Source organism: Paenibacillus sp. USDA918EY, assembly GCF_009870825.1.
Classification (GTDB): domain Bacteria; phylum Bacillota; class Bacilli; order Paenibacillales; family Paenibacillaceae; genus Paenibacillus_AQ; species Paenibacillus_AQ albilobatus.
Genome location: NZ_WTWY01000005.1, coordinates 153,980 through 179,422 on the forward strand (window position 1 = coordinate 153,980; position 25,443 = coordinate 179,422).

General features: G+C 44.7%; 26 protein-coding genes and 4 pseudogenes. 27 read left to right on the forward strand and 3 right to left on the reverse strand.

Going from position 1 to position 25,443, the window contains the following annotated elements; translation table 11 throughout:
* Positions 1–68: 68 nt before the first annotated feature.
* From GQY55_RS12755 to GQY55_RS12775, 5 genes are all read left to right on the forward strand, one after another.
* Entirely contained in the window at positions 69–773 is a 705-nt protein-coding gene (locus GQY55_RS12755; RefSeq protein WP_442953621.1) for an ABC transporter ATP-binding protein, read from the forward strand.
* Positions 770–1,519 (forward strand): ABC transporter permease, encoded by a 750-nt coding sequence (locus tag GQY55_RS12760; RefSeq protein ID WP_160041871.1) that lies wholly within the window; start codon positions 770–772, stop codon positions 1,517–1,519. Before GQY55_RS12755 ends, GQY55_RS12760 begins: the two co-directional genes overlap by 4 nt.
* A complete protein-coding gene (locus GQY55_RS12765; RefSeq protein ID WP_160041873.1) occupies positions 1,516–2,274 on the forward strand; it encodes an ABC transporter permease in 759 nt (252 codons plus the stop codon). Before GQY55_RS12760 ends, GQY55_RS12765 begins: the two co-directional genes overlap by 4 nt.
* Before the next feature lie 160 nt (positions 2,275–2,434).
* The gene (locus tag GQY55_RS12770; protein WP_160041875.1) at positions 2,435–3,514 is read left to right on the forward strand and encodes an ankyrin repeat domain-containing protein; all 1,080 of its coding nucleotides are present in this window, start codon (positions 2,435–2,437) and stop codon (positions 3,512–3,514) included.
* A gap of 1 nt (position 3,515) precedes the next feature.
* Positions 3,516–3,692, forward strand: coding sequence for a hypothetical protein (locus GQY55_RS12775; RefSeq protein ID WP_160041877.1), 177 nt, complete (start codon positions 3,516–3,518; stop codon positions 3,690–3,692).
* Between the two features lie 329 nt (positions 3,693–4,021).
* On the opposite strand, the gene GQY55_RS12780 is transcribed toward GQY55_RS12775, so the two are convergent.
* Positions 4,022–4,585 (reverse strand): AraC family transcriptional regulator, encoded by a 564-nt coding sequence (locus GQY55_RS12780; protein WP_160041879.1) that lies wholly within the window; start codon positions 4,583–4,585, stop codon positions 4,022–4,024.
* Between the two features lie 112 nt (positions 4,586–4,697).
* Between GQY55_RS12780 and GQY55_RS31945 the strand changes: the two genes are divergently transcribed.
* From GQY55_RS31945 to GQY55_RS12800, 4 genes and pseudogenes are all read left to right on the forward strand, one after another.
* Complete coding sequence (locus tag GQY55_RS31945) at positions 4,698–4,838, forward strand: ATP-binding protein (RefSeq protein WP_373309156.1); 141 nt, start codon at positions 4,698–4,700, stop codon at positions 4,836–4,838.
* Positions 4,839–5,455: 617 nt separating this feature from the next.
* On the forward strand, positions 5,456–5,680 hold the full coding sequence (locus GQY55_RS12790) for a hypothetical protein (RefSeq protein WP_160041881.1): 225 nt from the start codon (positions 5,456–5,458) through the stop codon (positions 5,678–5,680).
* 403 nt (positions 5,681–6,083) lie between these two features.
* Positions 6,084–6,685: pseudogene (locus GQY55_RS12795) on the forward strand (sensor histidine kinase); the annotation flags it as partial.
* A gap of 74 nt (positions 6,686–6,759) precedes the next feature.
* Positions 6,760–7,776, forward strand: coding sequence for a phosphotransferase enzyme family protein (locus tag GQY55_RS12800; RefSeq protein ID WP_160041883.1), 1,017 nt, complete (start codon positions 6,760–6,762; stop codon positions 7,774–7,776).
* 150 nt (positions 7,777–7,926) lie between these two features.
* On the opposite strand, the pseudogene GQY55_RS12805 reads toward GQY55_RS12800, so the two are convergent.
* A pseudogene (locus tag GQY55_RS12805) lies at positions 7,927–8,107 on the reverse strand (TetR-like C-terminal domain-containing protein); the annotation flags it as partial.
* Positions 8,108–8,121: 14 nt separating this feature from the next.
* Between GQY55_RS12805 and GQY55_RS31365 the strand changes: the two are divergent.
* The 17 genes and pseudogenes from GQY55_RS31365 to GQY55_RS12885 all read left to right on the forward strand — a co-directional run.
* Positions 8,122–8,253: pseudogene (locus GQY55_RS31365) on the forward strand (MFS transporter); the annotation flags it as partial.
* A gap of 186 nt (positions 8,254–8,439) precedes the next feature.
* The gene (locus GQY55_RS12810) at positions 8,440–9,834 is read left to right on the forward strand and encodes a flavin monoamine oxidase family protein (RefSeq protein ID WP_328803736.1); all 1,395 of its coding nucleotides are present in this window, start codon (positions 8,440–8,442) and stop codon (positions 9,832–9,834) included.
* A gap of 723 nt (positions 9,835–10,557) precedes the next feature.
* On the forward strand, positions 10,558–11,232 hold the full coding sequence (locus GQY55_RS12815) for a hypothetical protein (protein WP_160041887.1): 675 nt from the start codon (positions 10,558–10,560) through the stop codon (positions 11,230–11,232).
* Positions 11,216–12,631, forward strand: a complete 1,416-nt coding sequence (locus GQY55_RS12820) for a phage baseplate assembly protein V (protein WP_160041889.1) — start codon at positions 11,216–11,218, stop codon at positions 12,629–12,631. Before GQY55_RS12815 ends, GQY55_RS12820 begins: the two co-directional genes overlap by 17 nt.
* 22 nt (positions 12,632–12,653) lie before the next feature.
* On the forward strand, positions 12,654–13,841 hold the full coding sequence (locus GQY55_RS12825) for a pentapeptide repeat-containing protein (protein ID WP_160041891.1): 1,188 nt from the start codon (positions 12,654–12,656) through the stop codon (positions 13,839–13,841).
* Positions 13,838–14,350, forward strand: coding sequence for a serine protease (locus GQY55_RS12830; protein WP_160041893.1), 513 nt, complete (start codon positions 13,838–13,840; stop codon positions 14,348–14,350). The genes GQY55_RS12825 and GQY55_RS12830 overlap by 4 nt, the downstream gene beginning before the upstream one ends.
* A 72-nt stretch (positions 14,351–14,422) precedes the next feature.
* The gene (locus tag GQY55_RS12835) at positions 14,423–14,851 is read left to right on the forward strand and encodes a DUF4280 domain-containing protein (protein WP_236575585.1); all 429 of its coding nucleotides are present in this window, start codon (positions 14,423–14,425) and stop codon (positions 14,849–14,851) included.
* 77 nt (positions 14,852–14,928) lie between these two features.
* The gene (locus GQY55_RS12840; protein ID WP_160041897.1) at positions 14,929–17,931 is read left to right on the forward strand and encodes a contractile injection system protein, VgrG/Pvc8 family; all 3,003 of its coding nucleotides are present in this window, start codon (positions 14,929–14,931) and stop codon (positions 17,929–17,931) included.
* 13 nt (positions 17,932–17,944) lie between these two features.
* Entirely contained in the window at positions 17,945–18,325 is a 381-nt protein-coding gene (locus GQY55_RS12845) for a hypothetical protein (protein ID WP_160041899.1), read from the forward strand.
* Between the two features lie 213 nt (positions 18,326–18,538).
* A complete protein-coding gene (locus tag GQY55_RS12850) occupies positions 18,539–18,703 on the forward strand; it encodes a hypothetical protein (RefSeq protein WP_160041901.1) in 165 nt (54 codons plus the stop codon).
* Positions 18,704–18,839: 136 nt separating this feature from the next.
* Positions 18,840–19,334, forward strand: coding sequence for a hypothetical protein (locus GQY55_RS12855; RefSeq protein ID WP_160041903.1), 495 nt, complete (start codon positions 18,840–18,842; stop codon positions 19,332–19,334).
* 67 nt (positions 19,335–19,401) lie between these two features.
* Complete coding sequence (locus tag GQY55_RS12860) at positions 19,402–19,947, forward strand: hypothetical protein (protein ID WP_160041905.1); 546 nt, start codon at positions 19,402–19,404, stop codon at positions 19,945–19,947.
* Between the two features lie 503 nt (positions 19,948–20,450).
* Complete coding sequence (locus GQY55_RS12865) at positions 20,451–21,215, forward strand: helix-turn-helix domain-containing protein (RefSeq protein WP_160041907.1); 765 nt, start codon at positions 20,451–20,453, stop codon at positions 21,213–21,215.
* Between the two features lie 474 nt (positions 21,216–21,689).
* Positions 21,690–21,854: an HNH endonuclease signature motif containing protein gene (locus GQY55_RS32060; RefSeq protein WP_373309158.1), complete on the forward strand. Its 165-nt coding sequence runs from the start codon at positions 21,690–21,692 to the stop codon at positions 21,852–21,854.
* On the forward strand, positions 21,851–22,525 hold the full coding sequence (locus GQY55_RS12875; RefSeq protein WP_160041909.1) for a hypothetical protein: 675 nt from the start codon (positions 21,851–21,853) through the stop codon (positions 22,523–22,525). Before GQY55_RS32060 ends, GQY55_RS12875 begins: the two co-directional genes overlap by 4 nt.
* Positions 22,526–22,791: 266 nt before the next feature.
* Positions 22,792–23,052, forward strand: coding sequence for a hypothetical protein (locus tag GQY55_RS12880; protein WP_160041911.1), 261 nt, complete (start codon positions 22,792–22,794; stop codon positions 23,050–23,052).
* A 333-nt stretch (positions 23,053–23,385) separates the two neighbouring features.
* A pseudogene (locus GQY55_RS12885) lies at positions 23,386–23,607 on the forward strand (MerR family transcriptional regulator); the annotation flags it as partial.
* Positions 23,608–23,834: 227 nt separating this feature from the next.
* On the opposite strand, the gene GQY55_RS12890 reads toward GQY55_RS12885, so the two are convergent.
* Positions 23,835–24,248: a MerR family transcriptional regulator gene (locus GQY55_RS12890; RefSeq protein ID WP_201452147.1), complete on the reverse strand. Its 414-nt coding sequence runs from the start codon at positions 24,246–24,248 to the stop codon at positions 23,835–23,837.
* A gap of 93 nt (positions 24,249–24,341) precedes the next feature.
* Here GQY55_RS12890 and GQY55_RS12895 point away from each other — a divergent pair, with 93 nt between their 5' ends.
* Positions 24,342–25,202, forward strand: a complete 861-nt coding sequence (locus GQY55_RS12895; protein WP_160041915.1) for an SDR family oxidoreductase — start codon at positions 24,342–24,344, stop codon at positions 25,200–25,202.
* Positions 25,203–25,443: the final 241 nt, after the last annotated feature.

A 25,443-nucleotide genomic window follows, 5' to 3' on the forward strand; every position in this document is an offset into this window, starting at 1 on the left:
ACCGAGATGTAACTTTGCCTCTTTATAATTGGAACCATAACAGAAAGGAAGTGTTATGGTTGCTTGAAATGAATAACTTAGTCAAACATCGCGGAACTGGGGAAATCTTATCAGGTATCAGCTTTAAAGCAAGGCCAGGCAGAGTAACTGGTTTTTTAGGTCCAAACGGGGCAGGTAAAAGTTCTACGCTTCGCATCCTGCTTGGATTAGATCATGCCACCTCAGGAAGTGCGCTAATTCATGGCAAGCCATTCGCAGCAATACATAATCCTTTAGCAACAATAGGCGCTGCATTGGATGGATCCGGGGCCCATCGTATGCGAACAGGACGGGCACATTTACGTTGGATTGCCCGTGCCGCAGGATTGCCTAGCTCACGTGTCGAGGAAGTTCTGGAAATCGTAGGTCTTACTAAAGCAGCTGACAAAAGAGTCGGGAAGTATTCGCTTGGTATGGGGAGAAGACTTGGAATGGCGGCTGCGCTATTGGGTGATCCTCAAATATTGGTTTTAGATGAACCCGTAAACGGGCTCGACCCGGAAGGTATTCGCTTCATTCGGACATTTTTACGTGAACGGGCTGCGTCTGGTAACACGGTGCTGCTATCCAGTCATCACATAGGCGAGCTTGCAGAGACGGTTGATGATGTGGTCATCATTAATCATGGAAAAATCGTTGCAGATGGAACATTGGATGAAGTCATAGGCAACCATTCCACGTTGGAGGAAGCTTTTTTTGCCCTGACATCTGACAAAACAGGTGACGCAGTATGAGGGCATTCAACGCGGAACTATCCAAATTGTTCTCCCTGCCGGGCATTTGGCTTGCCTTTGTTATTGGAGCCGTTGCCCCAGCGGTCATTGCCGCCTTGGACAGTATAGCGCAAAAAGAAGAGATTATAGCTGGAGTTAGCACACGGCTATCGGAAGTCGGCTACATTGGGTTAGGTCTTGGTGTGCAAGGGGTCATTATTCTTGGTGTTCTTGCCGTCAGCAGTGAGTATTTGACAGAGAGCAGTGAATCTGGTGGGGGACAACAGATTACAACAAGTTTAACGGTTGTTTCATCCCGGCTTCATTTTTTGCTGGCAAAAGCAGGCGCTGTGACAGTGATCAGCATACTGCTTTGTATTGTTGCTATTATGACCACTTTGTCAGCCACGCAGCTTGTTCTTGGTGGATACACCCCTGCATTTGAATGGTCTAGACTGATCGGTGCAGTTTTTTACTGGACATTTACTGCTCTTCTAGCATTAGGGATGACTGTTCTAACAAAGAGCGGCATGATCCCGCTTGCTGTGCTTATTATAAATACATCCCTTGTTTCATTTAGTTTCCTGCTTTCTAAGGTTACAAAGTTGGCGTTATACTTACCGGATCGGGCTGGACTTGAAATGTTCATGTTTACGAGCGACAGATTTCTCACCCCGTTCACAGGCGGTTTAGTCATGTTTGCTTGGGCAGTCGTTCTTTTCATCGTTGCAGCTATTGTATTCCATAGGAGGGACGTTGCAGCATGAGTGTCCCTTCTAGTAAAAAGATAACATTAATCCTTGGTGCTGAACTGGACAAATTAGTAACATTACCATGGACATGGCTCACACTTATGGGCACATTCATTCTTAATTTGGTTTTAGCCGCAGCTTTTACTTCGGTTGGCCTGCAAGGGGAAGCGGGGACGCAAAGTGTGCTGGATACAGGTCTCGCTTCTATGGGATATCTACAAGCAGGATTCGTTATTCTCGGGATCTTAGCTACTTGTTCGGAGTATGCCGGTGGACAGATTCGAACGACGTTAACTACGATGCCTTGGCGCGGGTATCAATTATCCATAAAGCATTTTGCATTGGCGGCAATAACCATTCCGGCGGCTTTTATTATTGCTGCATCCGGCGTGTTATATACTTTTCTTAGGATGAGAGACACGGCGGTAGGGTTTGAAATAGACACCATGATAAAAGCATTGGTAGGCGCGACCGGCTTTCTAACATTCACCGCACTTCTCAGTGCAGCTGTGGGAGCTTTAATAAGACGAACCACTCCAGCTTTAGTGGTCCTGCTTGGTTATTATTACGTTGTCAGTCCATTTTCGGAAGATTTTCTGCCTGCGTTTAAAAAGTATTTTCCGGATACGGCAGGATCTTATATGTATTTGCGGCCTTCTCCTAATGAAATAAATGTCCTTACCCCAATGCAAGGGGCAGGGATATTAATGTTATGGACACTGATCATAATTACTGCAGCTATTGTATTTTACCGTAAACGGGATGCCTAAGTGTTTCTGGACTTTCGGTCGTTAAGGGTATCCTTTCAAGATATTAAATCAGGCAAAAAGTAGGTGGATTCAGGACAATCGATCTTTATAATGGAAAGATAAGATAGTCACTAAGCAGCCGGACAAGGTGAGACTTTAGATTGAATAAGGAGTGGTACGATTGATCGTCCTGAAAGATATCGGGAGGTTCCAGGAGCTGCCGGAAATCGCGATGCATATTTACAGGGGAAACATTCCGGCTTTAGATGCTGCAATCGCAGCAGGCTGGGATATTGAGGAGGGGATCCTACTTAGTAAGCATATTACACTTAGTCCGTTAGATCTGGCGCTCGTATCGCAGCAAACGGAGGTTATAAAGCTGCTGGTAGAACACGGCGTCAACCTGAATGTCCATCATAATCCGGCTTTTTTGAGAGCCGTTCGCTATTGCGGGGAGGACATCGTCCGTTTCATGGCAGCGCAAGGAGCCGAGATGGACAAGCTCAATCAAACGGGGTCGGGCGCATATTCAGAAGCCTATTATGGCAACAAAAAAAACATTCCGCTTATTCATGAGCTGGGATTGGATATCAAGCTGCACGGCGGTGCCGTCATGCGTCAAGCCGTCTCGGACCATGACCTGAAAACACTCAAGTATTTGCTGGATCAAGGGGTGGACATCAATTATAATCAACCGGATATGGTTTATCCTTATCATGCGACTCCGTTAACCGTGGCTGCTCGGATGGGGAATATGGCCATGGTCAAATTTTTGATTGAACACGGCGCGGATGTTACTCTAGCGGAAAAAGACGGCGATCGGCCGTATACGATTGCGGTCAGCAATAAGGATACGGTCATGGCGGATTATTTGAAATCGCTGGAACCGGCTGAATTTCATCATGCGGAGAACAAGAAATACGAGCTTAAAAAATATAAATTACCCGATGAACTGGTCAGCTATCTTACAGGAGATCAGCTGCGCCTTGAGCTGGCGCCAAATGAATATGAAATCGGGTATATCGATTTTTTTGCATTGACCGATACGATTGAGATGAAAGTCGGCAGGCAAAAGCTGCTGCGTCTTTCCGCCGACATCGACAATTACTCTGACCTGCAGTTGGTTTGGAACCCGAAGAATAAAGGCCGGATAGGCTGTTATGACGTGGAACACCAGACCTATGCTGATTTATGCAGTTTTTCAGAGTTTCTCGCGCAGCCTGAATTGCACCTCATGAAGTTTCTTGAGGGAGAGTTGTAAAATGACAATGGAAAATCAGATGAATATTTTAGGCCGGAGAACAGAGTGCATTCCTTATTATGCTGAACCGTCCTTATCGGACGAACATCGGGCAGGCTGGATCGGCGGGAATGCACCCGAATTTTTTGACGATCAAACAAACCTCATCCACGCGGGTGACTGGCACGAAAAAGATTAAAACCATGTAAGACGACAAGAACATACACGCTTTATAGCTGCGTAACTGCGGCTTTTTTTGTTTAAACGATATATGTTCTTGTCAAAACCCGACGACAAGAACATATATCGTTTGCCGAAAAAGACAAAAACTAATATGGTTTGTCGGTGGTTGATAAGGGTTCTAACTGCTGATGGACACAGAACTTGCTTGCCTGAATGTTATTTGGCCAGCATATAAGACAATGGGTGATTTCGGGAAGGTGATGGTGGAGTGTTTTATGCATCTCATGTACAGTGGCTGAGCAGGGACGAAAGAAGAACCGAGAGCGATAAGCTGATGTAAATGACCTAATTGGATACCAGAAAGAAGACATCTGTCTCCATATTGAGGATAGATGTCTTCTTTCTAGCTTCAACAGGATTGGAGAGACATTCCAGAAGCCTCGATAAAGCTTTGATCATACCCAAACGGGCGCTAATGACATAAGCTGCGCGTCTTTCCCCAATGGCAGGCAGTCCCTGGGGATACACTTTCAGTGCTAACTCAGCAATCCTTTGTGGGTCAAGGTTCAGCTTTACACTCAGAAAAGGTTCAAAAGGGCTAGCTTGTGTGGTCTTCGCAGCGATCGGTAGAGCCACAGGGAACATAAGCATATGTGACCGGCCAAACTGATAGATCTCCTGCCCCACGGTGGCAACCTTTACACCTTGTGCAACGAATAACAGAGAGGGTGAATTGAAGGTTCTTACGTAGTCGATATTTACTTTTGAATAACGGCTGACGTTCAAACCGGGAATGCACTGGCTAAAGGTGCCGTCAAATGGAGTATAGGTGTGGATCAGACGGGCCAAACGAGTCGTTTCTGCATCAAGCGATTCATCTGAAAGCGAATTTTCATCTGGTTTTTTCATTTCGTTTCGAAATCAACTCCATTTTATTTAGAATCTATGACTCATGGTTCTTACCAAATTGGAGTATGTACCGGTTCGCTTTAACGGACGATGAAGTGGGGGCTATCTGCCGATTGGCCGCAAGGGAACGCAGCTACTCTTTCAGGTGATTGCCTCCAGCGAGCGCCGAAGTCAGATCCTGACATCGAATCTGGGGTTCTCCAAATGGTGCTCGATATTCACCGATGACCAGAGGGCAAGAGCTACCGCTTAAAACATGCACTAATGAGCCAAAAAACAGGGCAGGTATTCATTTGCACAACTTAGCTTTACCTATTGAAAATTTAGCTGGTATGGTATGTTCCAGGCAAAGAAAATGAATGGGCTGAAATTGAAACTTCGTATTTTACTGGACAACAACTGGACTATTGGTACTTGACGAAAAGTAATCAAAAGTTCATCGAGCTGGGCGAAACGTTATGGTCGATTCGAAAGAAATGTTTGAAACGTACTTACGTTTGAAACGTATTACAAGTCAATCGAGAACGGTGTTCATAAGCCGCAACATATTTTTTTAGCGGGCATAACGCACCGCAAAATATGCATAACCAAACTTCAATTCATCGATTGCCAGACAAGCAATTTTTGCACGCCGTTATGAGGTAAGGAGCGAATGCCGCAACGACCACAGTGCTGTGCGAGTGGGGATATTATGCAGGTGGGGCAGCGGCCTTTCATACGGTAGAGGGTGCACACTTTTTTATTACAGAGAATTATGGACCTGTTGTGGGATATTATCAAGCAAACTTTGAGAATAACGGATAAAATTCTAGAAAGGCAAATGCTGAACTGATCCTCATTTATCTTAATTGGAAAAGAGGTTTTGAATCAATGAACAGCAATGTTATTTGGGGGATATTATTATTAGCGCTGAGTTTGTTTCTTAAGCCCTTATTGGCGATAGTGGGGCTGAATGAAAGTTTGTTCGGATTGTACTGGCAAGGTGAAACTGTGTTTTCATTGAGTCCATTCTTAGTTCGGATTATTCTGGCAGTAATTGGGGTTATCATGCTTATCATCGGCGGTATGCAAGTAGCAAAGCAGAAGAATGAATAGTTGAAAGGATAGGGAGCACAACAATTGATCTTGCTACAATATTGAATTTATAACCAAGGTATTGAAGACCGCAAAAAATTATTACATCCCCAAACGGGGATGTTTTAATGCTCGTAGAACAAAAGGAGCCAGTGAGGCTCCTTTTGTTTGTAATCATCACGATTTACGAAATGTGACACATCTCGTAAAATCGATTAATTTAATTTTTACTAAGAAACAGAAGCCGTAAGGCGACTAGTGGCAGCTGAAAGCTCAGCAGGAGGAATGGACTGATGCGATGCAGACTTTGTCCAGGCTCGGGTACGAATGGCGGCTGCCAATTATGCTCAAGCATTATTACGGCTACACATATGATAAAATCGCCGACATGATCGACATTCCGCCGGGGACGGTTAAGTCCAGATTGCCGGAGGAGCAGAGGCATCAGGCCGGTATTATCCGGCGCCAAGGCGAGAAGCTGCGCTCACTGGTAAGTGATCTGAATCTTGTCTCTATGCTTGAATATGAGATGCAGCTGTTGCATTTGAAGTACATCCGGCTATCGGTTCTGGGTAGACAGGTTGTTACGGAATTTTTGAATCATGGTTTGGATGACCGGTATGACATTGAATTAAAACTAGCCGATGAAGCGGTTCGGATCTATGGAGATGAGAAATTACCGCTTCGGGCAATCAGCAATCTTGTCCAGAACAGTGTGCGTCATAACTCGCAGAGCTGCAAAATCACAATAGAAACCTCTCTATCCCAGGACCGCTCCCAGTATCGTATTATCGTAAGGGATAATGGGCGAGGAATCCCACAAGAGCGATTGGCGGAGATTACCGAATTGCACTTTTTGCAAGGAGAAAGCGCCCTGCCCAGCAAGGTCACGGTCTGGGGCTCCCGATGGTGGCAAGGATTGCGAAGGCACATCACGGCCACCTCGTTCTTGTAAGTGGTGTGGACCAAAGAGGTCTAACAGCGATTATGGAATTCCCTGTGCAATCCCAGAATGAAAAAGTGTAAGATGAGAAAAACAACAAAACGGTTGGAAAATTTATGCAACCACTTCACTTATGAATGAAAGAAGGGTATAGACAATGATACGAGAAATTGAAGAGCAATTCACCGAAGAAATCCTTACCGAAGCAATAAAGCGATATGACATTAATAAAGACACTGTTCGTTCATTGGGCGGTTATGAAAGCTTTGTTTATGAATACCAGAAAAACAACGCATTTTTCATATTAAAAATCTCACATACCATTAGAAGATCAATAAATAATATACGGGGTGAAATTGAATTTTTAAATTTTTTGTCGAATAAAGGACTGGCGGTTTCAAATGCTGTTCCATCGACCAGGGGTAATATGGTTGAAGAAATTGCTGCAGAAAATGGTTCGTTCCTAGCCATTTCATACGAAATGTCTCTTGGAAAAGAAGTGTCGGATGAAGATTGGAATGAATCGCTTTACGAAAAATGGGGCGAATTTCTTGGGAAAATCCATCATGCCACAAAGAGCTATGAATGGAGTAATCCGGCGTTTAAACGACATGCTTGGGACCAAGAAGTTCAATTAAAGGCGGAGAAATACCTGCAACCGGATGATGTAATGATTTCAATTCTAAAAGAAAGATTAACTAGACTTACTTCTCTGCCCAAGTCCAAAGATACATACGGATTGACTCATACTGATTTTCATCAAAGTAATTTTTATCTGCATAGCGGAGACATATATTTGTTCGATTTCGATGATTGCGGTTATACGTATTTCGTAAACGATATTGGGATTACGTTGTATTACGCACTTTTTTATCCGTTTAAGGAATTTGAAAATAAAACGGAATATTATAAATTGTTTTTCCGCCATTTTATGAAAGGATATCTGAAGGAAAATACAGTCCAAGAAGAAGATATAGTGTATTTACAAGATTCTATTAAACTTCGTCATGTATTGCAGTATATTTATATTCATCAAGCGAACGATGTGTCAAATTTGGATGAAGAATCAATGAACAGGTTAAAAGAGCTTCAACGAGTAGCCGCTTCTGAGGATCCTATGCTGCCGATTGATTTTGTTCAAGAATTTAAAAGCATTTATAAAAGTATTCATTAACCTGGTAGCATCGTATTTTACTAAAAAGGGGGAGGGGCTGACTCAACACAGCCGGCTCATAGGGTTTTTAACATACACGCTAAATAGCCGCGTAGCTGCGGCTATTTTTGTTTTTAACCATATCTGTATGACAAATGAACCAGTAATGTTCTATAGACTTCTCTCCAATAAGGTTCCAACTTGTTTGGCCATGATTTGCGGGGGATACGGCATTTCATTTCTAATCCACCATTCAACTATCCCTACATAAGCGGTACCGGCATATTGCAACATAACATCCTCACTTAAATCCGGCATTTCTTCCGCTTTCTCGATCAATCTCACCTTTGAATTTTACCCGGGAAAACGATTAGTTTCATGTTACTCATATTCGGTGGTGCAAGTATAATAGGAAACATCGTCGCCGGGAAGTTGCTTACTAAAAATGCCATAACATCTGTAGCAGCTTTACCATTCGTATTAGGGGTCGTTTACGTCTAGGAAATAACCCTACATCAGTTTGTTAAGCTATCGGGACCAAGATAGTTCAAAATAAGGGAGCAGAATGCCGCGGGCCGGCAGCTATTCCTTTTTTTACTGAAGTAACGGACAACATAGAAAAATTAAGAAGTGCACAGGAACTAATTGGGTCACAAACACACATGATGTACATAAAAGTAATATTTGGAGGAATCGGATTTTATGGCATTAGGTCGTTTTCCTGAGCGAATTGTAGTTATTGGGGCAGGGATGGCAGGGTTGGTATGCGCTTTGGAGCTTATGAAACAAGGATATAACGTGCATTTATTAGAGGCCAATAGCCAACCGGGTGGTCGCATATACACGATGCGGGATCCATTTGCCGACGGATTGTTTTGTGAAATCGGGGCTGCATTCATTGGCGAGCATCATTTTCTCACATTGAGTTATGCCCAGCAAGCCGGTGTTCAATTGATAAATTTACCAGTCCCCAATAAAAGTTTGTCCTATATCGGCGGGAGATTCATAATAGATTCTCCGGATGAACCTGCATTATGGCCTGTTTCACTTACAGCCGAGGAAAGAATTTTAGGATATGCGGGAATGTTGGAAAAGTATCTCACGCCGGGGCTTAATGCGACGGGCAATCCTTTTTTGCCGGGCTGGCCCACAAAACAAGCGGTACAGCTCGATTCAATGACAATGGAAGAATATCTTAGAGGTCAAGGAGCATCTTCGGGTGCGATTAAGCTGTTTGAAATCGGATATATGCAGATGTTAGGAGATGGTATTCGCAAAGTATCTGCATTACAGCGGTTGCTTGATTTAAAAATGGCCGGTTCCGAAAGAAGTTCAAAAACGATAGTAGGTGGAATGGATCAACTACCGAAAAAGCTTGCCCTTACAATTGGCTCCAATATCAGTTATGGATGTGCTGTCACGCATATTGAACAGAGTATTAAAGGAGTCACTATCCGATTTAATCATTCCGGCGAGGTTTTCACGATCTGCTGCGATCGGGTCATAGTAGCCATTCCCTCTACAGTCTTGCGTACAATTCATTTTTCTCCGCCGCTTAGCAAAGGAAAAAATGATGTCATTCAAAATCAACTTTCAACTTCCGTTACGCGTACCGTCATACAAAGCAGAACTAGATTCTGGAACAACTTAAGTTCCTTTACAACAGTAAATACGGATCTGAAAATTGGGTGGTTGCTTGATGCTACATTCGCTCAAACGACATCAAGGAGAGGGTTGATTTGTTCGTACTCCTCCGGTGAATCGGCGCGGGAAATCTCCAGAGCCGGTAATTTTAATTCAGTTGTATCAGAATTCAAACAGGTGCTTCCTGAATTGTCGTCTAATTATGAAGGTGGGACGGTCTTTTCTTGGGATCATCATCCTTACTCTCGAGGTGCCTATGCTTGGTATAAGCCGAAACAGATGATTCGAATGCTCCCAACACTGTCTGCCGAACAAGGTAGAATTTACTTTGCTGGCGATCATACAAGTCTTTTTCCCGGTTGGATTGAAGGTGCGATTTCTTCAGCGTTGCGAACTGTAAATCAAATGATTGCCGGAAACAGCATAGTACGGTAATAACGAATATAGGCGAGTTGCATAACGAAGATCACCCATTTCCGTATAAAGCAAACTGAGGGATCTAAATGATCTATTTTTTTACTGTCCATTTGACAGGGAGCACTTTAACGCGTATCTGCGGCCTTTTTGTTCCATAAATTATAAGAATTTTCAATGATGAGGTTGGCGCTAAAAATTAACGCTTTCTCAGGTTAATTAGCCAACGAGCAGATAAATTGGAATTGCCTAAAGCTGGGTTCTAGCATTCGAATTCATCGATACATTCAAAAGGCAGATTAAGCGAGCTTCGGCGAGTCGCGTTGTATAGAAGCAAGAGGTTTGAATTAGCCAAATGGCTTTTCAAACCTTTTTTTGATTAGAGGTCACCCAATGATTAGTTTTTGCTGCTATTCCACAGCCTCCAACCTGAATAAAGGGTCGATAGTTCCAGAACACGATATATGTCCGCGAAAACAGGTTGCTGCACAATGAGCAGCACACGTCCTTGTTGCCCCGTTTTTTCCTTCGAATTTTTTGCATTTATGTTATATCGGGTATCATCTGATTATTTACATTTTTAGAAATATTGACAACTATTGTTCCATTTCTCTCAAATTAGATTGTATTCTTGCCGTTATAATACGATAGGAATAAATATCCATAATAGGTGGTCTGTTCCGATTGTTCTGGCGCCAATACCCGGGACTTCTGAAAGAGCCCAGGATAAAGGAGGTAGGCTTTGTGCAGCATTTGGATGAGAAAATCCTGACGATGATGATGGAGCAGGAGGAAGAGAGACGGAGGTTTGACGTTGAAATACGGAAAGAGGACGGCGAAAGAGAGGGGCATGCCGAGCCAGCCTCTATCGATCTCCATTATCCACTGATAAGAGTTAACGGACAAATGATTCCGCTAACGGATCGGACATTGTTAGATGACAAGATTCATGTGAGGATGCCGAAAATTTGGCGACTCATGACCCAGCAAGAGGCTGAGATCAAGTATCCTTCGGTATATCGTCCTTCCATAATCTATACGAACCACGAAGGTACCGTGAACTTCGCGTTCAACCACACGGGGGAGCCAATTGAAGAGGAAGGGCTTGCTGTTTATACGGAGACGATGGCTCGGATGCTTCGTTCGGTACAGCCTATCCGATCATGGATCGATGAAGGCATGATGGATACGGAAGGAGACGGGCGCGCAGGATATTGCGAATTCATCACTTCCGCATTAGAGGGTGCACTGTACTATTATATGATGTTCAAGGAGCTGGAAGGGAGCGTACTACTCGTTTCTTTCTCTTGCAGTTCAATGGACATGCGGAACTGGAAACCAGTGATCCATGCGATGATGCGGACGATACAATACGTAGGCGGTAAGAAAGGGGAGAAGCTGCGTGAGTCTTACTTATGAGAATTTGAACATTCACCCGTACCAATTAGTTCACCTGCAGGAACTGACCCTGATAAAGCAGCTCAATGAGCATGCGCGGCTGCGCTTCACGGGGATTGTGTCTGAGGAAAATAGCAAGCTTTATGTGGATATGACCGATGCAGACACCCCTATTGAATTGAATCAAATCGATGCGAACGGTAGGAGCAAACCGCTGTTTCGTGGTATTGTGCTCTCCATCGAGATCCAGGTCGTGCAGGCAGTTCACTACTTGAAAGTGGAGGCGATATCGCATACCTACATCATGGATGTGAAGACGAGGACGAGATCATTCCAGAATGTGAAGATGACGATTCCCCAGCTGCTCGAACAGATAGGCAAGGAGTACCCGGGTCTTGACGTCATGGATGAGGCTACCGCTGGGGCTAAACTGCAGCGAATGGCTTTGCAGTATGAGGAGACGGATTGGGCGTTTTTACGGAGAATGGCATCTCGATACCATACCAGTCTAGTTCCAGCCGCTCAATTCGATGATCCCAAGATCTACTTTGGTGTACCAGAAGGTTCAAGAATGATCCAATTCGAGCAAATGAATTATACCGTTAGCAAGCGAATGACGCCATTCCGATATTTCATAGAAAATGAAGCCGCGCCAGTCGGCGAGAACGATTTTATTACATATGACGTCGAAACGGATGAGGTGTTCGACTTAGGCAATCATATTCAATTTCAAGGTAAAAGTCTCTTCGTGCGCGAAGCCCACACGACGATGCAGGGCAGCATGCTGAAACATCGATATGTACTCTGCTCTCACAATGGATTGCGGCAGAAGGAGTATAGCCATGAGCGTTTGATAGGTGCTTCCATTCGCGGAACAGTGATTGATGTGGCAGGGGACATGGTAAGAGTCCACTTTGAGTGCGATCATGAGCAAAAGAAGGAAGAAGCGCGCTGGTTCCGATATTCAACCGTTTATTCAGCGGAAGGCAGCACCGGATGGTACGTCATGCCGGAGATTGGCGACCCGGTGGCCGTTTTTTTCCCTGGAAAGAAGGAAGAGGAGGGCATTGCTGCCGGTGCAATACGCCAGAATACCGAACCGAGCGGGCGCAATAAGCTAAGTAATCCCGATGTTAAAATATTCCGCACGCCATCCGGCAAAGAAATCAGGCTTGCACCGGATGAAATCGTCATTACTGGAAAGGATGGCGCCATTTATATTCAACTGAATGATGAAGATGGCATTCACATTGCCAGCAGCAAAGGAGTCAGCATCACAGCGGATGGGGATATTGCGATGAGTGCCGGACGCAAGATGGTGTTGTCCGCAGGTAGCGAAATGAATATGAGCTGCAATGGCAGCCAGCTTCATCTGGGAAATCAGGCACGCTTAATGGGCAGCAAAGTGAAGTCGAACTGAGGATGCTGAAGAGGAGGTTGACATGAACAGCGAAACAGCGTTGGCCCATTTCATTCAGGAAGCAGTACCTCGCGAGAGGAGCGAGATGCTTGCTGCAATTGGTCAAGACTGGGATGAAGCCAAGAAAGATTGGGTGCAAGAATTTGTCGCTGACTTCCGGCAATGGTGCAAGGTCATTCGTGAACAGCAGATCGCCGGAAAAAAAGGAGCCATTGGATTCATCACCTATTCCATGCTAAGAACGGACATTGCGCAGGGACGATCGAGCTATCTCGTACAAGCGACCGACAGCTCGTGGCTATTCGACGCTAGCCCAGTTGAAGGCCACTATGATAGCTTGTGGGCTTACCGATACTTGGATCTGCTAGCAGACAGATTGAAGCTGGCCAGCCGCGAATATAAGGGGGCCGTTCATTCCGCTCACCTGGAGCGCATTCGTCTGCGCGAGGCCGTTCACATTCACCGCGTCGTGGTCAGCCTGATTCGGCTAGCGATGCTGGAAGCATCCCAATCGTCGGAGTTTCAAGCCGTGGAGAAGGCAGAAGTATTCGAGATTCGGGTAGGAGAATACTGGGATCACAGTGAGTGCGTGTTCCGGCTGGACTTACGTAAGCGCGATGCAGAGGAAGTACGGTCATGGCTGCAGGAAAAAAATGAAGAGGATTACGCATATGAAGCTTTTCACGCTATGGATTTGTCGGAGGGAGATTGGGAGGGGATCGATCTTCGGTATAGCGTATTCCGAGACTGTTGTTTGTCGAACAGCTGTTTTCTTGATGGTATTCTAATCGGCACGCTGTGGCAGGACTGCCGATTGGAAGGGGCCAACTTTGCTTACAGTCTTATCAGTGGTGCGAACTATAGCGGATGCTCTATGCCGTTGGCGGTGTTTCGGGGCGTCCAGGGCAAGCGGGGCTTGCTGGTATTCGACGGATTTCCTCCCATATTTGAGGCGGTTCAATTCGCTAAGGCCAACTTGACCGGTGCTGACTTTACCCGAGCCAACCTCCCCGGCGCAGTGTTCACGGGGGCCACGCTGAAGAAAGCCGTCTTCCGCGGAGCGAATCTCAAGGGGGCGCGCTTCGATAAAGCGGATTTGACTGGAGCGGATTTTCAGGACGCGGATATAACGGGGGTTGACTGGAAAGATGCGCATTGGGGTGAGGAGGATCACCGCATACTGTCGAGGGAAATGGAGGGACATCCATGAATCGGTTTTTCAGACTTGTTGCGGATGAACGAATTGCGAATCGGGCAGAGCCGAATACGCCCGGAACCGTAAGCGGATTTGACGATGAAGCCGGCCCGGAAGAGGAGCCGCTCGTCTTCCCGATACTGGAACGGAATGTCGTCGAATATGTCGATTATATAGATCGGCCAATGCCTCTATTATCGGACCGCGTTAAGCGGTTGGTAGAGCTATACATGCCCGAATTGCGGTGGCGTTCCGTCATATTGACTGACATGAGAAGAGTACGGCAGGAGGTCTATTGGATGACGTCGCTGCCCCGCCTTCGCTGCCTCTCGGCTGATAGCGAATTCTACAGGGATGGAGGCTTGAAGCGGCTTGTGCTGGAAGGAAAACGCAACTTTCGGCCGCTGTTCGAGGTGGATGGAATTCGCGAGAGAGTGTGGATCGTCAATCTTGCACTTGCCGAGAGTTTGCTTCGGCGGGATGTATACGGGATTCATTTTGCTGAAGTTGAAATGGATCAATAGTGCGTTTAGGCGATGCAGGAAACGACTCTGCTTGAGTATGATCGCAGATATAAAGAAAGGGGATTAGAGGGATTGGGGAAGCAAAAGGAGGATATCCGCGTTCAGTCGGGAAAAGGGCGCAAAGGTAGCTATGTTGTCGCCGGTGCTATTCTTAGCTGCAGCTTCGGCACTCAACCGACCCGGCTTACAATGCCGGAATGCCACGGTGTATATGTGAAGGGCAAGGCACAGATGAACGTTGGGGATTTCGTGCCGGGCGTGAACATTCCTTCTTTCGGTAATTGTTCTTGTCCGCTGAATCCGGCCGTTCAGAGCAGCAATTTGGTCGATATTTATGGGGTGAAGAAAGCTCCCTGCACTCCGGTTGTAACCATGCCTTGGTTGAACGGGAAAAGCGATGTGCTTGTGGAGGGAAAGCCCGCTTTGCTAAGTGATTGTACGCACCAATGCCTTTACGGTGGCGTCATTCGCATCGAGGACGACGGACAGGAACTGGATTGATAAGAAATACGCGCCTAGACGTTAGATCAATGCATTCCCCCACAAGTAATCATATCTCATAACTAGGAGGGGAAAAGTTGGAGAAGAGCATGCAAAGCGCTGATAGTGTTGCAGGCTACGGTAATATACGTGTGGTGTGGCCGCACGATATACATAGGATCCTTGAGTTGCGAATCGAGAAGCGGGTGAATGAGCATGCCCGGCTGCATATGCGTGCCCTGCTGGCGGAAGAACGTGGCGATCGGGATATCGAAGCGCTTGATTACGGCAAATCCGTAAAGATAGAGCAGCTGGAAGAGGACAGTTCCGGAGTCCGAACGTTGTTCTGTGGTCAGGTGATGACTCGTATCATTCAGGCGGAGGGCAGCGTATACGTCTTGACTTTAGAAGCGATTTCCTGGAGCTATGAGCTGGATGTTCGGCCTAATACCCGTTCATTCCAGACAAAGCATACGACTTATGAGGATGTACTGGAGCGAGTTCTGAAAGAATATGCGCATTCGGATTCGATCGATACAGCAAGCGAGGGTAGCGTACTGGGATCCTTTACCTTACAATACGAGGAGACGGACTGGTCGTTTTTGAAGCGGATGGCCTCAAGGCTTGGCACGGTATTAGTACCGGAAATTACCGCAGAATCTCCGAAGCTGTTCTTCGGCTTGCCAATAGGCAAGCATTGGAGGCTGGATGCTCAAGAGCCTTATCGGGTTCGAAAGAGCTTTCGTTCTCCGGCAGCAATAGAAGATCAGAAAGTTTCATTCGGGAACGAGTTCGGTTCGGCTTCCGGAACCGTGTATGCGCTAGAAAGCGGACGATGCTTCGCATTAGGTGATCGCGTCAGCCTGCCAAGTGGCCTGAAGACGGTCGTAATAGAAATCGTAAGCGAGATGAAGAGCGGGCTTCTATTGCATACCTATCAACTTTGTGCCGAGGAAGATGTTATCTGTCCTCGCGAAGAGAATTGGAATGCAACAGGCGCCGTGCTCAGTGGGATTGTTACCGATGTCCTGCGGGATCGGGTAAGGATGCGTTTGGATATGGATGGCGAAGATGTTGTTTCAGACGGCCATTGGTTTCCGTATGTAACAAGCTACGCAGCTGAGGGAAACAGCGGCTTGTATTGGATGCCGGAGCCGGGAGATCGTGCACAGTTATATTTGCCTTCGGCATATGAGGCAGAAGCTGTAGTTCGAGGCTCACTGCGTCAGCATGCTAACGTTGATAAACCTGATGAGAAAGTATGGGGCAGCAAGCGCGGCAAGCGGTTTAGCATGGGAGGTACAGAACTGAAGCTGGAAGCGGGCGGCGGCTTGAATATCCGCTTGAATGAAGGCAGCGGCGTACATATCCATAGCACAAACAGTCTTGCGATAAACGGCCGGGACATTATAATTAAGGCAGGCCAGGAAGTAAGCATGAAGGCAGGGCAATCAATCTATTTGCGAGGAGGCGAGAGCAGTCTCATTTTGGACGGCGAATCGGATATTCGCTCAGATCTCTTGCTTCAGGAAGGCACAGTAAAGTCGCCGGTACATGTGACCCCGCTAACGCCTGTGCCGGAGCCACCGCTCATGACGGTGGATGCATATGAGGCCGGGCAGACCGCCAAGACGGCGGATGTTGTATCGCAAGCTGTTATTGGTGCTAACATCGGGTTAATGGCAGGTGCAGCACTCCGTCTGCTGGGCATGATTCCGGTAACGGGAATGGTTGGCTCGCTAGTAGGATTATCTGCGCTAAGTGTTCTCGGCATGATATCCCCTTCCGTCGGCTTCCGAATCGGGTTGCCACTAGGTGGAGGCGGAGGGGCGGCACCTGGCCCGCTCAGTGAGGAAGAAATGATTCAGCGAGATATGCTACGGGAGTTTACGATACTTCTTGGCAAAGTATTTACCGATGCGAGAGGCTGGAGAAACCCGGAGACCAAAGAATCATTAGTACGATTCTTGCTGACAATAAACAAAGGGATGGAAATGGCGGCGAGCAAAATTCCGCAAGATGTCCAAGAAGCGAACAAGAATATACGAGAGGCAATGGATATATATAGAAATTTGGACAGAGATGATCCCTCAGTTTGGTTCCAATTAAGAGATATTGATGATAAATTGCGGTTTGGAAACATTAAACCTGAAACCTATAATCCATGGGAAGATGACTTTTTAGTACCGCAAATGAAAAATGATATAGCCAATGATATTAAAAGACGTTGGGGGTCAAATCAAGATAGGGGTAAGCTAGTTGATGGAGAGTTTGCGGCACAAAACTATCTATATATAGTGGAGCATACTAGTGAAGGTGCAGCTTTGGCTGGAGGTATTCCGGGGTACAAAGGATCGAATCGTCGTAGTCTTCCACCGTCAATCAGAACGCAAGGGATATCGCAAGGAAGTAATAGTAAAGGATTTAAGGTAAACTGGGGTCAAGCGACGACGTTTATTAAGGAAAGATTAGAAGCCTTACAAAAGTCTGCTGAGCAATTGTTTAAGAATAATTTGATATTAGAAGGGCCAAGTGGAGTCTATAAATCGTCTACACAGAAGCCTCAAGAACTAACGAAGAATCAGATCGAGTTTCGGAAATACTTTCCTGGGAGCGATCCGGAGAATTCAGCGTCGGGATCTGCATCGGGCAAAGGCAAGAAGGCAAGTGAGGGGACGCCTAAAGCTCAAACAAGAGCAGATATTATGAATACTGTTCAGAATACATTAAGCCCGGCCGTGAAGAAAATTAAAGAAATTGACCCGGAAGCTAAAGTGGGATATAGAGGTTCTTTGGCAACAGGTCAGAAAGGTCCACATAAGGGGAATGCTCCATTTGACCCGACAGATTTTGATATCGATGCATTTATTGTTAGTGATAAGTTGGCTTCAAGGTTCCCAATAGATGACCCTTGGAGAGCAGGAACAAAAATTAAAGAGATTAGAAATTTGCAAAAAGAAATAGACAAAACACTTAAAGACTCTTTAGAAGGTTTAAGAAGGGTGGACAAAAAGGGGAGACCTGATAAATTTACATTTAGAATATACACTCAAAAGGAATTTGAGGAAAAAATTATGACGGGTAATCAAATAATAGATTAGGAGTGTGTTAAATATGAAAAAGTATCCGTATTTTTCTTGTTCTTTACCAATAATTTCAGAAGAAAATATCGTAGATTTGGCAAAAATTATTTCTAGTAAAATTGCTGGCAATATACCATTTGAAGGGCTAGAAGACTTTATATACGAGGAAGTTCCGGCAATTTACATTAACTCAAATATATTAGGTTTTGAAGTGGTTATAAAAGGATATGGAGGGGAGAAAGGCTATTATTTAGAGGTTAATTCCCATCCAAGTAACAATGAACCGGATGATGCTGATGAAATTGATATTGATATAACAAGATATATTGCCTCACTTTTAGAGGGAACTCCGGGAATAAAAATTAAGTATGGGGAAATTAAAAGCGAAGATTACATTAGCATAATAGAGTAGAGTTTGGTGATCATTTTAACATAACCATTAGTAAGAAGGTTTACAACTCTGGCAACAAGATCGTACAATACAACCAAAAACCAAACACTGAACAATTCAAACACTTGATAAACTTTCAAAGCTCTTTCCCACTTGAACCATGAGTAGGAATGAGCTTTTTTTGTATGCCTAAAATCAAAGGAGGACAAAACGAATGGCAAACATGAACAGGTAGTGGCAGAAGAGCTGAAGAATCAGCAACTAGCACAGGATGCGGAAAAAGAAGTGAGGTCAATTGCCCAGGCTCGGGCAGCATACGAACAGCTTATGGATGAAATTCGTGGGTACTGTCAGCAGGCAAAGGAATTACGTGAACAGGCGGCAGAGTTGCAGCAGTAGATGCCGCATTGACTGTTATGACCGATGGAGCGGCGCTGGCAAGTAAGGCTCGACATCTAGGAACAGGATTTAAAAAATTAATCAAAGACCCGAAAAAAGGCGTTATGGGCCTACTAAAACCCGGGAGAAAGAAATCTTGATTAAACAAACAACCAACGGAATAAATTCACTAGAAATCGTTAAGAATGATAAATCGAGGTTCTTCTCCAAGGGCGGGGAGGGTTCTAGCGGGAAGAAGAGAAAGAGTGAGGGGACGGGTGAAGTTGCTAAGATTCCTGGGGTTGTACAGAATCGTATTAACATCGCTAACGGACCGACTAGGTTTAGTCCTTCTCAAAATGCAGGTTGGGAACATGTTGTTGACCGACACTTTACTCCTGGAAAAAATGCAGGGCAATTCACTGTTAGTCAGGATGAAGTAAAAAGTATTTTAGGTAGAAAAGATGTTATCCAAACACCTGCTACGGTATTGGATTCAGGGCAGTATTCTCGTGTAGTTAATACTGGACAGGTAGGTACTGTAAAACCAAGTATCCCTGGCGTTGGTGGCACTGAAACCACATGGATACAAGTTTTAACAGATAGTAGAGGAAATTTGGTTACAACATTCCCAGTACCTGTTCCAAAATGATACATTTAGTGATGGGGGCATAACTTGCCCACATTCAATGAAACTTTTCTGTGAAAGGCTGTAGATTATGAATAATAAAAGGGCAACTATATTATGGTCAGAGGCACTGGAGTTGTTTGCAGAAATAGAGAATATGGATTTGACCGATTTTTTACATGGATTAGTTGAAATAGTAAAAAGTAATCATGAGGCTATCAACCAAATCTTGAATTCAGGGCGAAGCAAGAAAGATTACAAATTTTCAGAAAACGAAATATACTTTTTTCAATTCATTACTACTATCGACCCTGAAATGTTTGTTATAGGTTCTACAGGCGATAATTTCAATTCAATTGTTGGAAGCTACATTAGCCGAGAACCTAAGTCAGAATTCGAGATTTTGCGAAGGATATCAAACTTGGTGAAAGACATCATAACTTTTACATCAGCGGAAGTATGTCCGCAATGTAAAAGTGACCATCTTAGAATCTTTACTGATATCAATAGCGAAAGATTGTATAGGCATTGTGAATCATGTTTCTTCACTGATACAGATGATGAAGAGTTTCAAAAACAAGAAGTTCTTATTCCTGCAAATATTACATCGCTCAAGAGGGCAGGTTATTTAGAGTGAGATGCATCTTCGGTTCGAGAGGGCTTCCCAGTCCCGAATGAATCCATCATTCAACCAATAGCTCGTATAACCCATGTAATACCCATATAAAGATTTCTCCATTTCGGTTGTACGCACATCAAATGCTTTAATTTTATACCCTAATAACGCTATTCCAATACATCTAGCAGGTTGATTATGGTCAGATACCACCATGATTGACCTGCTTTTTGTTATCTTCGTTTTCTGGCGTTTTTGCAAATTTACTCGCAATTGTAGAATACGCCGCCCCGATAGAAAAGCTGTCTAAACCATCGCACCTTCTTTAATGGATAGATCGACTATTAATATTGTCAGGACTTATCTGTAATTGCCCGCAACAATCTGGCTATTTGCCGCGATAGTTACTGTGCAAGTCAATAAATCTGGTGACGACCAGTTAACATAGAACAGTAAGGATGACGATTCGGGCAATCGGGTTTTCTGCCACCTAAAAAAATCTTTTCAGACAGGACGTAGTTCCAATGCCAGAGAGAATTCAAGAAAGATTGATTGAATGGGCGGTAGATATGGAATGGCATAACTTTCACGGTCAATACCAACGAAATCAATACTATATCCCATATCCTCATATGCTTCGAAAATGCTACGGCTTAAGCATGAATGAGCGGAGTGTATTGCTTGATATTATCAGTCATTTAGGAGAAAACGATGAAGCTTTCCCTTCTCAAGAAACAATAGCTTGTAATTTAGGTCTTAGTGAATCCACTGTAAAATCGGCTATTAACGTTCTTGTGAAGAAAAAATTCATCAAAACTGCACGCAGGAGAGGTCACGTAAATCGTTATAGGATTGGCGCACTTGAAAATAATCCGTATATCGGATTGTCTGAAACCATTCATTATTTCTTGAAGCTGTACCAGCCTAAATATATTAAGAGGTCTGCCATCCAATCGGTTATATCATCTGTGGTCAATAGCGAGTTATACGCTAGTTACGCAACTAAACCATATTCAGCGTATCGTACAACAAGTTCAGGCACGTCTTATCCCAATCTTGTTCTAGACACTCAATTGGAACTGATGATGGAAATCAGAAATAAGCTTTGGGATGAGAAAGGGTTGCAAGTGTCAGTACCGATATTCGCTGATTTCCAGAAGCATTTCAATCTGTATCTTGAACGTATTGGATTTGAAAATGGGGATGAATGCGATTGGAATAACTATCTTCCATCTGAAAAAGAGCAGAATGATGATACTGACGAAGATGAGCTTACTCAACAACTGTAATCATGGTTCTCGAAGGTAAAGATAAACTATGGGATAGTCATCTCATATTCTCAGGATAGCCAAACCTCAGCTCTGAGGAAGTTATGAATTGCCTCATAATAATAAGTACTTAAAAAGAATCAAGTAAAGAAGATAAAGAGAAAAAATACTGGAAGACACGCCATTGGCGGTCTGCGATTTCGGGGGAATTCTTGGTTCTAGGAGGGGACGGGTGATGTTAGACCTCAAAAACCTCAAAAACATACTCCTGAAAAGAAAAGCAATACCCAAACTGGAAATGGTCCATATTCGCATCTTGAAGATTCAAAGTTTGTAGGTCCTGGAAAGGACTTTACTGCTGCTCAAAAGAAAAAGATAATAGAAGAGAATAAGAAGAAAAATGGTGGGGTAGTTAAATCTGATTCGTCAGATCAAGTTGCTACTAAGCCACAAAAGAGCAAAAAAGGTGTTACACCAGATCCAAATGAGTGGCAAATTGATCACATTATTCCTAAAGATAAAGGTGGAACTAACAGTTATAGTAATGCTCAAGTTCTTACTCGTAAAGAAAATAGAGATAAGTCAAATAAATTACCTTCTGACTCAAATGAACCAAATAAAAATAAGCCACCTTCTAAGCCGACAAGGAGGAAGAAATGAAACCAATTATTTTGAATGATGGTTTGAATAAAAAGAGTCTGTGGAACGGTTGCATACTTGCATCAATTGCACATGCAATTATGGTTGCTCACTATCCTGAGTTATCATATGAACATTCATGGGACGGAATAAACTATTGCGTAGTTGATGGTTCAGGAGGAAGAGGAACAATTACATTTAAGGATAAATATTGTGTTGGGGCGTTTCGCAATGATAACGTTACCCGTACAGAGTTTTCTTCGGCTATTGACTTTTATACAGGCGCACCACATGACGTCCTTGAGTTATCAGAATATGAGACGTTAGAGTATCTTCTAGAGGAAAGAGACGATGGTAAGTCAAGCCCTTCCATTACAACAGCATTTTGGGCTGATGACGACAAAATTTTTTCTAATGATAATATCGTAAGATTAATTCAAAATGGTGGTTATCTTTTAGAGAAACAGCTAATGGAATATGACTCTGCGGTTGAGTCTTGGCGAGATTATTATGAGATGACCAATGTACAAGTCGATCTGTTAGAGTCGATATATACTAGGAAAATTAAAAACCCAGAAGCAAAGATCATACTAACAAAAAGAGAAATTGAAATGATTGGAACGGATGATCATGAGGGGTTGAGTGAAAGTAAAACTTCGTTTGAGGAAATCGGGATAGAGTGGGAGAGTTAGGTACTGGGCGGCTCCTAGTGCCGAATGATTCCCATAACCTTTGTTCTACCTATAGGATGTTCGCCAAACCTAAAATACGGAAGGCAAAGTTGGGTTGGATGAAAACAGCCATTTTGTCCATCGCGAGCCGTATGATCACAGCGCTTGAGAAGAAGTACCATACAAAATATCAGATTAATTAAAGCTACCGGGCAGGATAGTTGAGCAATTATCTTGAATTCATTGAAAGTTAGGATTCCGATAACACCACTTAGTGGGGTGAAGATATGGATAGCGAAGTGAAATTGCGAGACGTGAATAAAGATGATTTGCCGATATATTTCGAGCAACAATTGGACAATTTTTCCAACTATATGGCTGCCTTTACTGCCAAAGACCCAACTCGTGCGGCGAAAGATAATACAGCTTCTATTCGGGTATTGAAAAAATACGGCTTTAAGATTTGTGATGAAGACAAGGGGTTTTCCAATGCACGTGCTGAGGAAGTCGAAGAATACGTTTTAAAGCTGTCTTCTAAGGCAGAGTAGCAATCTCAATATTTTTCAGCTAACGGGATACGCTGGTTCAAATGCAGATCAAATTAAAATCTAAAAAGCCTCCTATATGAGCAAACTAGACATTAAACTGCTCTAATAGGAGGTTTTATTATGATATTGAGTGAACTATCGCAAGCATACGGTGGCCAGAAAATCTATGAAAATGTACTACCCAACAAAATATTGCTACCATACCGATGTTCCAAACGTCCCAGTAAATGTATGAGAATATAATGAAGGCCCCATTTATCGGTTGCCCCTTGACTTTATAGTCAACTCGAAGGTATATACACATCCTGAAATTCGAAGGAGGAAGGTGGGATATTGTTTAAAATCAGCGAGTTTTCCAGGCTAAGCCGAATCCCGCTGCAGACATTGCGCTATTACGACCAGATCGGGCTGTTAAAGCCGGCTAGGATCGATAGCTTGACCGGGTATCGGCATTATGCCGCCGAGCAGCTTCTGGAGATCAACCGCAATGTCATTTTCAAAGAGCTTGGGTTCACGCTGCAGCAAATTACTCAGCTGCTTCAAGAAGATATTTCCGCCTGTCTTGTCCGGGCCGAGAACGGTGCTTTGGAAGGAATGCAGCCGTGAAGATCATGAATTCGAACTTGAGGTCAAAAACTATAACGACTACTGAAGAAACACCGTCGAAAATTGGCGGTTAAGAACCAAAAAAACAAGGGGCAAGCCACTTAAGGCCACCCACCCCTTGCGGATCACCCGTCAAGACCTCGAAGCCTTCCTCCAAACCAACCTTTCAAAGCAGCTTAATTGGATGACCTGGCATACCAAGTCTTTTGCAACTCCTGAGCTTTTTGCGGATCGTCCATGAGTAGAGTCTTGTACTCCAGCATCTTGTTAAGGGTGTCCAGCATTTGGTCGTATTCTTCCTTCTTGCTTTCGATCTCCTTTTTCTTGCCATGAATCCATTCTATAATTTGCAGATTGGTGCTCATATTGGTGTCGCAGTCCTGCAAAGCTTCCTTCAGTTCGGCCAGCGAACAGCCGATGGACTGAAAATTCTTGATAAGCCTCAACCGCTCGACAGCCTCATCCGAATAGTTACGATAATTGTTGGATTCTCGCCGAACATGCCGATCATCCAGCAAGCCTTCCTTTTCATAATAGCGGATCGTATGGATCGTTAATCCCATCTTGTCCGCAAGTTCTTGAATTTTCATCACCATTTCTCCTTTGGACCGCTTGCCCTAGAGTTCGCTTCATAGTTTATACTTAATATGTTCAATCAGTCAACTATGAAGGAGGAAATCATTATGCATGTTTTTGTTACAGGAGCAACCGGGTATATCGGTTCTGCGGTCGTCCGGGAACTGCTCGGTGCGGGACATACAGTAACGGGTCTTTGCCGCTCTGAAGAGAAAGCTGCGGGATTAAAGGAGGCGGGAGCCGGAGCGCTATACGGCACGCTGGACGATCTGGATACTCTGCGCAGTGCCGCCGCGGCTGCGGACGGCGTGATTCATCTGGCGTTCAGTTCACCCACCAACGATTTTTCCAACTTTGAAGGTGCGCTGGCTCTGGATTTGCGGGCTGTCCAAGCCATTGGAGCGGCGCTCGAAGGCTCCGGAAAGCCGTTCATTACCACAGGTCACCCTCATGAAAATGGACATACCGTGGACGATGCAGTGCTCGCAATGGCAGAGCGGGGTATTCGGGCATCCATCGTCACGCTTGCACCGACCGTGCATGGCGAAGGCGATAGGGCATTCGTGCCGACGATGATCAACATCGCCCGGGAGAAGGGCTTCTCCGCCTATATCGGCGATGGAACGAACCGCTGGCCGGCGGTTCACCGCCTGGATGCAGCGGTTCTGTACAGACTGGCGCTGGAATTCGCCCCGGCGGGCTCACAGATGGTTGCAGTCGGCGATGTAGGCATTCCGTTCCGCGAGATCGCTGAGGTCATCGGGCGGCAATTGAACTTGCCGACGGTCAGCATCACACCTGAAGAAGCTGCCGCCCATTTCGGCTTTCTAGGCCCCATTGCGGCATTCGACATCGCAGGCGCGTTCAGCACTGCGCAGGAGAGTCTGGCAACACGGGAGCTTTTGGGCTGGAAACCGGTGCAACCCGGACTGATTGCCGATCTCGAAGAAGGACATTATTTTGCATAAAAAAGGAGGGTGTACAACAGCCTTAAATGGCTGCTTAAGGACACCCCTGGATTTCATCCAGGGTATGCTCGGTCATGTTTATGGGCGGCGGGTTTCCTTTTAAATCCGCCGCTGTTAAACTAAAGGGCAGGATTCGATAACAAAAGTCCTTGATCAAATAACATTTTTCCATAGTTGTTTATCATTGTTAACAAATTTTGGGAAGTGATTGAAATTAATTGATTGTATTGATTCACAGCCG

Coding starts and splice junctions, on each gene's coding strand:
- GQY55_RS12755 (WP_442953621.1), top strand. CDS start 69: ATGAATAACTTAGTCAAACATCGCGGAACTGGGGAAATCTTATCAGGT.
- GQY55_RS12760 (WP_160041871.1), top strand. CDS start 770: ATGAGGGCATTCAACGCGGAACTATCCAAATTGTTCTCCCTGCCGGGC.
- GQY55_RS12765 (WP_160041873.1), top strand. CDS start 1,516: ATGAGTGTCCCTTCTAGTAAAAAGATAACATTAATCCTTGGTGCTGAA.
- GQY55_RS12775 (WP_160041877.1), top strand. CDS start 3,516: ATGACAATGGAAAATCAGATGAATATTTTAGGCCGGAGAACAGAGTGC.
- GQY55_RS12780 (WP_160041879.1), bottom strand. CDS start 4,585: ATGAAAAAACCAGATGAAAATTCGCTTTCAGATGAATCGCTTGATGCA.
- GQY55_RS12790 (WP_160041881.1), top strand. CDS start 5,456: ATGAACAGCAATGTTATTTGGGGGATATTATTATTAGCGCTGAGTTTG.
- GQY55_RS12800 (WP_160041883.1), top strand. CDS start 6,760: ATGATACGAGAAATTGAAGAGCAATTCACCGAAGAAATCCTTACCGAA.
- GQY55_RS12825 (WP_160041891.1), top strand. CDS start 12,654: ATGAACAGCGAAACAGCGTTGGCCCATTTCATTCAGGAAGCAGTACCT.
- GQY55_RS12830 (WP_160041893.1), top strand. CDS start 13,838: ATGAATCGGTTTTTCAGACTTGTTGCGGATGAACGAATTGCGAATCGG.
- GQY55_RS12845 (WP_160041899.1), top strand. CDS start 17,945: ATGAAAAAGTATCCGTATTTTTCTTGTTCTTTACCAATAATTTCAGAA.
- GQY55_RS12860 (WP_160041905.1), top strand. CDS start 19,402: ATGAATAATAAAAGGGCAACTATATTATGGTCAGAGGCACTGGAGTTG.
- GQY55_RS12865 (WP_160041907.1), top strand. CDS start 20,451: ATGCCAGAGAGAATTCAAGAAAGATTGATTGAATGGGCGGTAGATATG.
- GQY55_RS12875 (WP_160041909.1), top strand. CDS start 21,851: ATGAAACCAATTATTTTGAATGATGGTTTGAATAAAAAGAGTCTGTGG.
- GQY55_RS12880 (WP_160041911.1), top strand. CDS start 22,792: ATGGATAGCGAAGTGAAATTGCGAGACGTGAATAAAGATGATTTGCCG.
- GQY55_RS12890 (WP_201452147.1), bottom strand. CDS start 24,248: ATGAAAATTCAAGAACTTGCGGACAAGATGGGATTAACGATCCATACG.
- GQY55_RS12895 (WP_160041915.1), top strand. CDS start 24,342: ATGCATGTTTTTGTTACAGGAGCAACCGGGTATATCGGTTCTGCGGTC.